Origin of the sequence: Endozoicomonas sp. SESOKO1, from assembly GCF_024606265.1 — a bacterium.
Lineage (GTDB): Bacteria > Pseudomonadota > Gammaproteobacteria > Pseudomonadales > Endozoicomonadaceae > Endozoicomonas.
Genome location: NZ_JAHHPP010000227.1, coordinates 1 through 12,969, shown reverse-complemented (window position 1 = coordinate 12,969; position 12,969 = coordinate 1). Strand labels below are relative to the sequence as shown.

Below are 12,969 nucleotides of genomic sequence, written 5' to 3'. Positions count from 1 at the left end.
TACCTGGCTACGAACCAGGCGGTCGGAGGTTCGAATCCTCCCGAGCGCGCCATATCAGAAAAGCCCATCATCATTGATGGGCTTTTTTTTGCCCGTAAAAAAATGGCCGTTCAAACTTCTGTCGTGCATTTTGCAGGCCCATTATTACTAAAGGGCACTACTAATTGAGAATGCCCTCAAGTGGGCGTTGAGGGACTTTCTGTTTCCGAGGCAGCCTTATCACTGCCCATCTTTTGCTGTGTTATCAGGCACTGACTGCGGTCATCATCAGGTCAGACTGTTGAGTTGTGCCCAGCTGCTCTTCAGTCTGCTGTGCCAGGTAAAGGTCGCGATAGTGCCCTTCCTGCTGCAGCAGTTGCTCATGGGTTCCACGCTGTACAATCTTTCCTTTATCCATCACCAGAATCTGGTCAGCATCCTGAATCGTTGAGAGACGGTGAGCCACGGCAATGGTGGTCCGGTTTTCCCGCAAAGTAATCAGTGCCTCTTTGATATGGTGTTCAGTCTCACCATCGATATTGGCGGTAGCTTCATCCAGTAGCAGAATTTTTGGATTCTGGGCAATGGTTCTGGCAAACGACAGCAGCTGTCTTTCACCAGTGGACAGTGCTTTTCCTCCGGGGCCGGGTTTGTGCTCATAACCTTCATCCAGGCTCCGGATAAATGGATCGGCATGCACTTTTATAGCGGCGGCCTGAACGTGCTCATCGGTGATTTTCTGATGGTTCAGACTGATATTCTCAGCCATTGTTCCACTGAAAATATAAGGCTCCTGGAATACCAGGCCTAAACCCTGGCGCAATGTGTCTTCCTTGAGCGTGGACAAGGGCTGGTTATCAATCAGAATCTGGCCTTCCTGATGATGGTAGAAACGCATCAGCAGGTTGATCACCGAGCTCTTGCCACTGCCACTGTGGCCCACAATGGCAACAAACTGACCCGGCTCGACGGTGAAGCTGACATTATCCAGTGCCAGATTTTTCGAGTCATAAGACAGTGTTACGTTATTAAATTCCAGTCTGCCATGTTGGATCTCCGGGCTCTTGCTCTGGCCATTGTTCTGGCCATGCTTAGTGTCTTCTGTCTCTTCGTTCAACACCTGGAACAGTCTTTCCGAGGCAACCAGAGACTGCTGCAGGCTGCTCATCTGCATGGTGATCTGCCGGAAAGGTTCAAAGAATCGTCCAAGGTAATTGATAAAGGCGTACAGCGTGCCCACTTCGACCAGGGAAAAACCGGACTGGTAGCCAAACCAGCCCACCACAACCGCCAGGGCAATACCATTAAGCAGATGGGTGAAAGGCATCAGCAGCAGGCTGTCGATATTGATGTTCTTACGCTTGAGCTGGCTCCACTGCTCATTGTCCCTGTCAAACTGCTGTTGCAGGTGCGCCTCCTGTCCCATGGCCTGGATGATGCGCATACCATTCAGGGACTCGTTGACACGGCTATTGATGTTGGCCAGCTGACTGCGTACTCCGTGAATCACCGGGTGGCTGATTTTCTGGTAGAAATGAATGGCCAGCAGCATGACGGGAATCAGCAGTGTCGTCATCAACATCAGATGGATATCCAGCAGAGCCATGGCAATAAAGATGCCCACAACCCGGAAAAAGGCCTGCAGAATGGCCGGAATAACGCCCACAAACATCTGGCGCAGCACTTCTGAATCATTGGTGATGCGGGACACGAGACGGCCGGTTGGTTCACTGTCAAAATAGCGCATGGGCAGCTTCAGCACATGGGCGAACAACATGCGTCGGATGTCATGAACTGCCTTCAGGGCATTCTCCTGAAACGTCACATTCTGCAGGTACTGCAAAATAGCTGAACCCAGATAGGTACCAAAGAGGGCAGAGCCCATGATGGCAAGACCCATTACATCATTTACGCCGGGGGCGATGTGTTCATCCAGAATGATCTTCATCAGCCACGGCGCCAGCATTTCCAGGCTGGTGGCCAGCAGCAGGATCAGAAAGGCACCCAGAAACTGCCACTGATAAGGCTTTGCATAACGAATCAGCCTGGCCAGTCCCCGGTAGCCTGATGTTTGTTTCTCGTCTTTTTCGATCACTGCATTATTCCTCAGGCAACATCGGACCGTTTGATCACGGCATCGGGCTTCACTTCCAGGGGTTGCAGCAGAGTTCTCGCCTGCTGTTGGAAGATTTTTGCATACCAGTGTTCAGTCGTATTCTCTTCAGGCTGGTCGGTGGCGTTTTTACCTTTAGAGAGCAGTTGATCATGGCTGCCCTGCTCAATAATGCGGCCACGATCCAGCACCAGAATATGGTCAGCAGTGATCAGCTCGGGGAGTCGCTGAGTGACCAGAATAATGGTTTTCCTGCCCTTCATGGCCATCAGGTTCTTCAGAATACGGGCTTCGGTTTTCATATCCAGGGCGCTGAAAGCATCGTCCAACAACAATATTTCAGCATCAGCCAGCAGTGCCCTGGCCAGGGCCAGACGCTGTTTCTGGCCACCGGACAGGTTAATGCCGTTCTCACCCAGCAGAGTGTTGTAGCCATCCTTGAAGTCCATGATCTCCTTATCGATAGCCGCCAGTTTTGCGGCTTTCTCGACGGTTTCCGGACTGGCATCCGGTGCACAGAAGCGAATGTTGTCGGTGATGGTGCCGGAAAATAACATGGGCTCCTGGGGGACCCAGGCCAGTTTTTTCCGCAGGGATTCCACGGTCAGCTGTGGCAGCGGAATATTGCCCATTTGGATGGAGGACCCCTCTGGCAGATCAAATTCACGAAGAATCAGCCGTAGCAGGGTACTTTTACCGCTGCCCGTACGACCGGTAATCCCGATGAATGCGCCCGCTGGTATCTCGGTAGAGATGCCCTGCAGTACTGGCTTCTGGTCAGAAGCCGCATCATAAGCAAATGACCGGATATCTATCGAAAGACTTGTGTCGTCTGGAGCCTGTTGAGCCCCCGGAGAGTTACTCACTTTAGGCTGGCGGGACAACAGTTTTTCCAGGCGCCCCCAGGAAGCACTGCCGCGCTGGAAGACATTGAACTGCCAGCCAAACTGCAGCATGGGACCCAGCATCTGGCCCAGGTAGAGCGTGAAACTGGTTAACAGGCCGACCGTCAGCTGACCATGGCTGATCAGCCAGGCACCGCCAACCAGGGCCAGGACAAAAGAGAGACCGAAAAACAGGCTGATACTCGGGCCAAACAGGGCGTCAACCCTGGCAACGCTGGTGTTTGCAGCCACCGATTCCATGGAGAGTTGTTCAAAGCGCCGGGTTTGTCGTTCGGCCAGCTGGTGTGCCTTGACTGCACGGATACCGGTGATGGACTCACGGGTTTCTTCGTTCAGGCTGGAAAAGGCGGCCTGGGATCGACCAAAGCGTGAGTACAATGCCACACCGTAGCGTTTGGTCACCCAGACCAGCACCGGGAAAGGCAACATGGCCAGCAGGGTCAGTTGACCACTGACCAGGAACACCATGGCGAACAGAACGGTAAGGCCGGCGATCAGGGAGTCCACCAGGGTCATGATTCCGACACCCACGCTCTCCTCAACCGCATTGAGGTCATTGGTGGCATGGGCCATCAGGTCTCCGGTGGTGTGGCGCTGGTAAAACTCCGGAGTGAGCTGGGTAAAATGGGCGAACAACCGGCTGCGCTGCTGACGGATCAGCTCAATGGAGGCACCGTAAAGTTGAGATCTCCAGACATAACGAAAACCATAGACCACCAGGCCAGTGACTGCTATTGCGGCAACATAACCGGCCAGTTCATGGTTAGTAAGGCTGCTGTCTTTTATGCCGTCAATTACCTGGCCAATCAGCCAGGGTGGCAGCAGGTTCAGGGCAGAGACAATCTGCAGACAGATAAAGGCCAGCAGGTATTGCTGCCAGTAGTCTTTCAGGATAAACCGTAGTTTCCAGAGTAGTTTCAATGAACGGCCTTTTGCGTGAAATCCGGGCGTTTAGCACTTTCACATCACTTTCTGGATCGCCTGCTCTGACTGCCTGTTCAGGAAGGTATTGGCGTACTGATCGGTGGATCTTAAGCCAGTGATCTGACTCATCCGGCAATGCCGTGATGAGGTAGAAAGCGCGATGAATTAAAGTTGGTTCTATTGTGCTAATTTATGACAGGCCATTGAACTGAAAATGATTCTCACCGTCAACGAAGTGATTACCGAATGTCTCTTCTTATTTTTCCTGGATTCATCGATATAAAGGGAAATGGACAGGCTGACTACCAGCCTGTTTCCATTGCAGCGCTTTATTCCCGCAGTCCAGAGAGGTTCGGGGCCGGCGGGAATATTGATCATATTGATGGTGATCAATTAATATGATCAATAATAAACAACAACTGTTCATTACCAGCTTTTGGTATTTTGCCTGTGGCTAAATTATTCACTATTTTCTGGTCGTTTTTCCAGCTGGGCTGGACCAGCTTTGGCGGCCCGGCGGCCCATATCGGCTATTTTCGAAATACGTTCGTTGAGCAGCGGCAGTGGTTAACGGATGCTGAGTATTCGCAACTGATTGCCCTCAGTCAGTTCCTGCCGGGACCCGGCTCCAGCCAGATCGGCTTTGCCCTGGGGTATCGGAAGGCAGGATTGCCGGGCGGCATTGCCGCGTTTGCTGGTTTTACCTTACCTTCCTCTGCGATTCTGCTGGCGGTAGCCATGAGCAGTCAGCTGTTTCTGTCTGCTGACTGGTATCAGGGGGTTATTGCCGGTTTGAAACTGCTGGCCGTTGTTGTGGTGGCCGATGCCACTGTGCAGATGTTCCGGTCTTTCTGTAAAAGTCAGCTGACTATTAGTCTGTGTGTTTTCAGTGCTGCCCTGTTACTGGTGTTTCCTGGCGTATTGGTCCAGATGGCTATTCTGGTCGCGGCGGCCCTGATTGGTTATCGCTGGTTACCGGGTAATGAAGACCGTCAGGACAGGTGCCGTTTTGTTTTCTGGCCACTTATTCTCTTTGCCATTTTATTGTTTGGCCTGCCGCTGATTGCAGACTATTCGCCAATGGCTCGGGTGATCAGTGACTTCTATCAGGCTGGCAGTATGGTGTTTGGTGGTGGTCATGTCGTTCTGCCATTGCTGCAGAGTACAACGGAAGGCGTGATCAGTACCGATACTTTTCTGACTGGCTATGCCGCAGCCCAGGCAGTACCAGGCCCGATGTTTACCCTGGCTACCTATCTGGGTTACTTTGCTTCCGGGTTGACTCCGGTTCTTGGAGCCATTGCCGCGACGCTGGCTATTTTCCTGCCCGGTTTTCTGCTGGTGATCGGTGTGCTTCCTGCCTGGCAGGCCCTGGCTGGGCGGGCCCGCATTGCCGGGGCGGTTGCCGGTATTAATGCTTCCGTTGTCGGGCTGCTACTCTCTGCACTTTACTCACCGGTATTTGTGTCTGCTGTGCATTCGGCCATGGAAATGGCACTGGTTCTCATTGGCGGTTTCCTGCTTCGTGCAATGAAACTTTCTGTTTTCTGGCTGGTGGTGATGTTTATTGGCGTTGGTGTGTTGCTCCTTTAAACCACTGAATGTGTTTTTACATGTGCAAATTCCCGTTTAAAACAGGATGGTCTGCCTGACAGGCCATTGGTAAAGGCATTGAATGCCAGATATGAAACCTTCTGAGGGGAGAGATGACATCCCAAATCAGTCGGCTTTCATCTGGCCTGATCTGTCCACGACGATGGCATGGGTAGCTGGTATTAAAAATCATTGAAAGTCTATTTGCCTGGTTAAAGAAAGGCACAACTTCATCCGGTGTAAACTCGTCACTGACAACGATCACCAGGCAGTTTTTATTCGGTATATCAAGATCTTCAAAACTGCATATCTCAAGATTAACACCCTCCTGCCAGTGATGTGACAGTTGCTTGCTATTAGAAGGTTTGCATATAGATATCATTTCTTTTTTCAGTTTGCTGGAAAGCCATGCTCCAAAGCGGGGATGTCTTCCTGCCTCGACAATAACGACTGATATACTCTCTTTGCTCTTACTGTCAGAATGTTTATCAGACAAAATTTCTTTTGTAATGCCTTCAATATGAATGGCGCGTGATAGCCAGCAAACCATATTACTTTTTTTGAATAGCCAGTTTCTGTTATATACATCTTCAGAAACTGGGTGTCGGGGACAACTGAGTGATATTTGCCAGTAATTAATAAATTGATCAATATGGCTAATGGTACTGGCATATTGAGTATATACATTGTCAGCATTGGTTTTTATGTGCTGAATTTTTTTTCCCAGGTATAGCTGAGCCAGAGGTATCTTCATCTTTTTTCCAGCATTACATTTATCCTCCTGAAGTGTTGGCGTCGTGATGAGAGGGTATGGTTTGGAGCACCATATCCGAACTGTGCTATGGACGGATAACATATCGCTGGCTTCAAATTCAACATCAAAGGGAACGCCATGAATGTCGTTTTGTCTGGGGCCAAAGTTGCAGCATGGAATGGTGATCAATGAGAGCCGTTTACAAGTCTCTACAGGTAGGCATGCCTGATCTGTTGAAACATGGGCGTGAATCATTAAAACAACGACATGATATTCCGACAGATCATATTTTGCCGATAGATTTATCGCTTCAACGGGCCTGGCGATCAGTGTCAGGTTGTCAGGCATGATGGCTTTTGGTGTTTCCAGTACCGGGTCAATGGACAGTACCTGCCAGTCAGTATTTAAAGCTATCCATGCCCCCAGTCTTGGTGATGGACCAGACCCCACATCCAAAGCGATGATTTTTTCTTCCGGAGTGAATGGAATGTGCTTTTTAATGGCATCCCATACAGTTAAAATTTCACTGATTTCTTTTAATGGCTTATCCCATGGTAATAAATCCATGGCGATAAATCGTGTTGTCTGTGCTTGTTTTATGAATCTTTGGAAAATGGGCTTCGACAGTGTTTTTGCCCAGTCATATTGAGTTTGTTTTTCGGTTTTTGATTTGTCAACCTGGTCATAATTCTCTGGTGAAAGTAATGTGGATGGCATTGTGCCTGAGGTTTGGAGGTATTGCGTGGGTGCAAGCATAGAATTTCATTTCGTTGTTTTTTTGAATTAACGGATGAATAACAGGATAGTATTTTAATTCTATTTTTCCCTGTTTTTTTGATTTCATATCAAGTCCCATGACCGGCCATGCCGGTCATGGGCTGGCTCAAAGCCATTCCTCGAACTCTGCCAGCATATTGTCCCTGACCACCTGTTGCCAGCCATCAGCTGTGGTTTTGCCCCGTAATTCCTGCAGGCTGGTTCGTGCTATCTGGGCGATCAACTCACTTTGCAGTTGGGGGTCATCGACAGTGGTGCCAAACACCTGTGGGAATTGTTCGCTGACCAGCGACTTGATCGTGCGATAGCTGCTGAGGATGTCGGTAATGCCCTGGTGCGTAAAACGGTGCAACCCGGTCACTGTCGGTATTGTTTCTGCGCCGGTTGTGAACAGGCTGGCCTGTTCGCTGGCGCTGGTCCGGTTCGGCAGCAGTTGCGCCACCAATTGACCGAGATAGTGAGCGTCGTCCTGGTTTGGCTCAATCCCTTCGCGGGTAATCCGTTCGGTAAGTTGCTGCCGGTTGACCGCTTCACCAAACGCTTCCACCCGGGTGTCGTACAGTCGGGTAAACAGTTGCCAGGCTCGCTGACTCAGCCTGAAGCTTTGCCAGTCGGGTGTCCGGGGTGCATTTTCACCAGCATTGGCGGCGGCCAGGTTCTGGGCATCGGCCTGTAATTGGCGCAGCGATCCGGAACAAGAATCCAGGCCCAGGTGATCCGGCTGTTCGTCCAGTGACGCCAGCAGTTCCAGCTGTTCAGACAGTGGCCGTTTCATAAAGCCGGACTGGGCTTTATCATAGTTGCCGCTGGCCAGCTCTTTGATCAGTGGAATGGTCCCTGTTGGCAGGCTTGAGGTATTCAGTCCTTGTCCAATCAACATGGCGCTCTGTCTGTTATCTGCCGAAGCCCCCGGGCGCTGAGGTGATACCGGGCGGCCACTGACTTTGGCGGCCAGCAGATTGGCCAGCACCAGTGTGCCGGCAACGGGGTAGTCAGCCGGTGTCAGGATGGGCTGCTGATGGAGATTGCCGGAAATTCCCGGCGTTGCGCTGCCCGGCAATGACAGTGGATTCAGATAGCCAGCCAGCTGGCCCAGCGTTTGCAGAGCGCCTGCCAGCATACCCTTGTGCTGGCTTGCCCCTGAGTGGCTTGCCCCTGAAATGGTGGGCTGCCCGGAGAGATCCCGGCGCTTTCTTGGGTGGCTCTGGCTGACTGTTGCTGGCAGCGGATTGACCGGGTTTGGCAGCGGATTGACCGGGTTTGGCAGCGCTGCACGATAGCCATCCGGATCTTTGATCACATCCATAAACGTAGAAGGCAGATAAAGTACATTCTGGCCGGCTTCACTCGGGGCGACTTCATCGGCAGGATGATCATGTTTGCGCAGATAAGCTTTTTGCAGGTCATCAATGAACAGCGCTTTCTCCTGGCGCAACACCGTGTCCAGTAACGGACGATTGTCTGATTTGCCCGGCAGGTCACCCGTCAGATCACCATTGACCTGCTGGCCGGAAGTGGTATTCATGGCCGCTGACCAGAGGTTTTCCCGCGCCTGTAGCACCGGACTTTCGGTACCCGACTCTGTTTCTGCCTGTTGCAATTGACTGCGTTCATCCCGGCCTTCCAGCGACAGCGTGAGGTCGGTAATAAACAGGTCAAAGTCGTCAGGTTCTGGTGCCACCGGCTGTTGCAACAGCACCTTGAGCAGATGGGTTGAAGCGGATGGTTTTCTGCCCGTGCGATCATCGGTTCCAGATGCCAGCTGTCGTATATCCTCTGCGTTCAGTGTCTGCTTATCGCTGTAGCCAGCATCATAAAACAGCTGTAGACGAACATCGTTAAGGGTGGCGTACATGTTGGTAAATGTATCGGTCAACTGGGCACGGATAAGGGCTTTGCCGGTAATGATTGGCTGAGTGTCCTTACCGGACAGTGACGACAGGGTGGTCATGGACTGGTCGCCAGACTGGAAAATACGACGAAAACTTTCGCTGAACAGGTGGTTAAGCCGGTTCAGGGCATCACCCAGAATGATGCGTTTCTTAATACTGCCGGGGTTTGTGTCCGGGCCTGTCAATTGGTGCATACGTACCAGTGCCTGTTGGTAGGCCCCGGCGATGCCCTGGTTGAATCGTGACCGACTGTGTTGGGCCTTGTCCGCGAACTGCTTGATGGCGGTAGCGGACAATTGATAATTCCCGGTGTGGTGGGGGGAGGCGGCATCCCCGGTGGCTTGATGGCCTGTGTCAGGCTGCTCAAGGCTGGCCGTGGTGTTGCCGGGTTGAAGTGCCATTGGCCGGTGGCTTTGCCTGGCTGAGGATACCAGTCCCGGGACGGGCTTTTTGGAATGGCCTGTGCGGTAGCCATCCGGGTCGCGAATAACATCCAGGAAGGTCGATGGCAGAAAGAGTACATCCTGGCCAGCCTCTGCATGGGTGATTTCACCGGCGAGCCGACCTTTGTGATTCAGGTGGATTTGCTGGAGGCCGTCAATAAACAGCCCTTTTTCCCGCTGCAGAATATCAGTCAACAGCTGTTCATTGTGGACCCTGTCCGGATCGGCAACCAGCGTCCGGCTGATCTCGGCCCGGGTAAACTTCATGGCTGCTGCCCACAGCTGTTCCTGCTGGCGAACCACTGGGTTGGAGGTTGCCGACTCTGCCTGGTGCAACTGCCGGATTTTGTCCTGACTTTCCAGTAACAGGCCCATGTCCACCATAAAACGGTCGAAGCTGTCTGGTGACTCTGAAGGCAGTTGTTGTTTGATGGCTTTGGCCAGACTGTCTCCAGCCAGGGCATTCCTGCCCTGGTTGTCAATTGCCTCCGGTTGCCTGCTGTCTTCCCCGGTAAGCCATTTACTGTCGATATAGTTGGCGTCAACAAACAGCTGCAGGCGAAGATTCTCCATCGCCGTGTACATATTCTGAAAGCTGGAGATCAGTGTACTGGCAACTCCGGCACTGGCTGACAGCATTGACCGGTCATCATCCGTTGTTATTGAGCGTATCGACTGGCTGGCATTATGGGCTAATTGAAAAATATCAAGAAAGTGGTCGCTGAACTGTCCCTTGAAGCGGTTGAGTCCGTCACCCAGCGCGACCCGTTTCTGAATGCTGTGTTGCTGTTGATCAGCCGTGGGTAATTGCTGGATTTGTGTCAGTGTCTGGTTGCGGGTTGCCGCCATTCCCTCATCGAACAGCCGGGTGATGCCTTTGGTGCTGTTGGTGAAAGACTGGGTGATGGTTGATAGCTGTTTATCAGTAGCGGACTGCGATAACGGGGCAATGGTGACGTTACCAGTGGTCGTGGTAACTGCCATTGAGCTGCCTGACAGTTGAGTAGCTGATGGCGTGATGGCGGTGCCGGAGCTGATGGCGGAAGTCTGTGGTACCTGCAAGGTAGACGACGCCTTGACAGGGGTTATGGTGGTGTAGGTTTCCGGCCGCTGACTGTTTTGCCCAGCTGATGCAGGTGCCTGCTGGTTTAGACAGGCAGAAAATCTGTTCTCCAGCAGACTGAGCTGTTTGCGCAACTGGAACAACTTTTCTTCACTCCTGATCAATTGCTGCGCCTGTGAGCTGGACGCTATCTGCCGGGACTTGAATTTGCCTTTTGCGGGTTGACCGGAGGCACTGTCAACACGGGTAAAGGTCGCCGCAGGTTGATAGGCAGATGTCGTTGATGGGACTGGATGATTCATAGTGATTAACCCTGAACTTGATTGACTGATTGTTCAGCTGGCTTCAGCCGGGTCGTTACGGAAGTCGGCAAATTCCCTGATCATTTGCCGCGTAACTGCCTGTTGCCACTGAGCGGTGGTTTTGCCCTTGAGTTCCTGCAAACTGGTCCTTGTTATCTGGGCGATCAATTCCTCCTGCAACTGGGCGTCGTTGATCTGATCCCCGAATACTTGCTGGAATTGCCTACTGACCAGCGATTTGATGGTTGCGTAGCTGTTGAGAATTTCGGTAATGCGTTGTCGGCCGAACTGGTGCAATTTGACTGGCCCCGGCAGCGCTTTGCCCCCGGTATCGATCAGTTGGGCCCGGTCACTGGCACTGGTGCGCACCGGCAGCAGTGTTATCACCAGCTGATTGAGGCGCTGGGCCTCATCCGGGTCTGGCTCAATACCCTTGCGCTGGATCAGTGCAGCGGTTTTGATCCGGCTGATGGCCTCTGCCGGTGCCTCAAACCGGGCGTTATGCAGATGGGTAAACAGTTTCCAGGCTCGCTGGTTAAGCTGGAAAGTTTGCCAGTCGGTGGGCTCCCTGTCCGAAGGCTGATCCGGGTCTGCCGGGATAGCCGATGGTGTCTCTCTCGCTATGGCGAAATCGGCCTCCAACCGGGCTAATGGTTCAGCAAAATGGTTCAGACCCAGATAGTCAGGTTGGCTGGCCAGAGTCTCCAGCAGCTCCAGTTGCCTGGCCGGTGGCAGATTCATAAAGCGGGACTGGGTTTTATGGTAACGACCCAAGACCAGGCCGTTGACCAGTGGCAGGTCGGTTGGTGGTGTGATGCCGACACTCTGGCTGGACGACAGTCGTTGCTCAAGACGGGTGGTCAGTGAGGCCCTGGCGCTGGCCTGTGAACCCTGCTCCAGCCCGAGCCATTGGCTTAGTCGAGCGACAAACTTCTGAGGCTGGCGACTGTGCAGTTGTGTTGCCTGGTCAATGATTTTGTTGGACAGATGCTGTGGTATATCGTTGTTCTCTGCCTGATCAGCCAGTCGGCTTCTGGCCATGGCCTGTAACATGATTTTTGCCAGTTGCCGTGTTGCTCCATGGTCGACGGTCTTGCCCGTTGAAGGATCACGGAAAAGTGGTGTACCGGAGTCCTGGCTGGTGCCGCGCAGGGAACCGTCGGCACGGAATAGATGGTCAGGCTGCTGGTGTTGTATGCCCACTGACGTTGAGGTGAGAACGTTTAACAGAAAGGTTTCCGTTACCTTGCCGGTAGATGCTTTTGGCAGGGTCTGGACAATGGCCAGATTAATCAGATCGTCCTGGTCCCACTGTGTACTGACTTGTTTGCCCGGGGTGGCCAGATCATTGGCCAGGGCCGAAAGCTCTTCCCGCAACTGTCCGGCCAGTGTCTGGCTGCCAGTCAGCAACTTCATGCCCGGTGACTGGTCAAGCGGGGAGGCGGGCTTATCCGTGGTTTGTGGGGCCGTGGTGTGATGTATGGGGCGATCGCTGATTTTTGCGGCCACCAGGTTGGCCAGTGTCAGGGTGTCGGTGACCGGATAGTTTGCCGGTGTTATGGCGTTTTTGCCGGTATCACCGGGGGGGCTGGCGATGGCCAATGGTGCGCTGGTCTTGCCCGGGTCAGGCTGGACACGGGGCATGCCATGGGATGGGGGCGTTGGAACGGAGTCACTCTCCAGTTCCCTGGCAGGGTTTATATCGGGCTGTTGCCGGATATTCTCAAACAACAGCGCCTGCTCCTGTTGCAAAATACTGGTTAATAACTGACGGTTGTGGAGCCTGTTTTGCCGCGCCATGATATCACTGTTCAGCTCTTCTGCTTTTTCCGCTTTTTCCGCGGACCCAGCGCTCAGCAGAAACTCGCTCAGTTCCGCCATAAAACGATCAAAGCCACCAGGGTTGGTCGACTGTGTTTGCTGCTCTATGGCCTTGAGCAGATGGGCTGTATTCAAGGAGGCTGTGGCGGGCCGGGCATAGATACCAGACGCCAGTTTTTTGATGGTGGCATGGTCCAGCGGCTGTTGGTTGGTATAGCCCAGGACTGACAGCATCTGCAGTCGTATATCACTGAACGTGGCATACATTGCCCGGAACTCGGAAATGACCTTGCCGCTGATGGTGGATTGGGCGGTGTGACGGTTATTTTCACTGGTTGCAACGGAGTCCAGAGACTTCATAAACCGGTGAGCATATTTATAAATATTCAGGAACTCGGTACTG

The 12,969-nt window shown here is 52.7% G+C and carries 6 protein-coding genes; 1 reads left to right on the top strand and 5 read right to left on the bottom strand.

All coding sequences use genetic code 11. The features are described 5' to 3' along the window. Nucleotides 1-244 precede the first annotated feature (244 nt). Both KDK13_RS10290 and KDK13_RS10285 read right to left on the bottom strand, forming a co-directional pair. The gene (locus KDK13_RS10290; protein ID WP_257284890.1) at nt 245-2,074 is read right to left on the bottom strand and encodes an ABC transporter ATP-binding protein; all 1,830 of its coding nucleotides are present in this window, start codon (nt 2,072-2,074) and stop codon (nt 245-247) included. Nucleotides 2,075-2,085: 11 nt separating this feature from the next. Then, complete coding sequence (locus tag KDK13_RS10285; protein ID WP_257284889.1) at nt 2,086-3,918, bottom strand: ABC transporter transmembrane domain-containing protein; 1,833 nt, start codon at nt 3,916-3,918, stop codon at nt 2,086-2,088. Between the two features lie 453 nt (nt 3,919-4,371). Between KDK13_RS10285 and chrA the strand changes: the two genes are divergently transcribed. After that, nucleotides 4,372-5,514, top strand: coding sequence for a chromate efflux transporter (gene chrA, locus KDK13_RS10280; RefSeq protein ID WP_257284888.1), 1,143 nt, complete (start codon nt 4,372-4,374; stop codon nt 5,512-5,514). A gap of 16 nt (nt 5,515-5,530) precedes the next feature. Here chrA and KDK13_RS10275 read toward each other — a convergent pair whose 3' ends face one another. The 3 genes from KDK13_RS10275 to KDK13_RS10265 all read right to left on the bottom strand — a co-directional run. Next, on the bottom strand, nt 5,531-6,985 hold the full coding sequence (locus KDK13_RS10275) for a hypothetical protein (protein ID WP_257284887.1): 1,455 nt from the start codon (nt 6,983-6,985) through the stop codon (nt 5,531-5,533). A gap of 166 nt (nt 6,986-7,151) precedes the next feature. After that, the gene (locus KDK13_RS10270) at nt 7,152-10,745 is read right to left on the bottom strand and encodes a hypothetical protein (RefSeq protein WP_257284886.1); all 3,594 of its coding nucleotides are present in this window, start codon (nt 10,743-10,745) and stop codon (nt 7,152-7,154) included. Nucleotides 10,746-10,778: 33 nt separating this feature from the next. Further along, nucleotides 10,779-12,969, bottom strand: a 2,191-nt coding sequence (locus tag KDK13_RS10265) for a hypothetical protein (RefSeq protein WP_257284885.1), incomplete at its 5' end; no start/stop codon positions are given.

Coding starts and splice junctions, on each gene's coding strand:
- KDK13_RS10275 (WP_257284887.1), bottom strand. CDS start 6,985: ATGCCATCCACATTACTTTCACCAGAGAATTATGACCAGGTTGACAAA.
- KDK13_RS10270 (WP_257284886.1), bottom strand. CDS start 10,745: ATGAATCATCCAGTCCCATCAACGACATCTGCCTATCAACCTGCGGCG.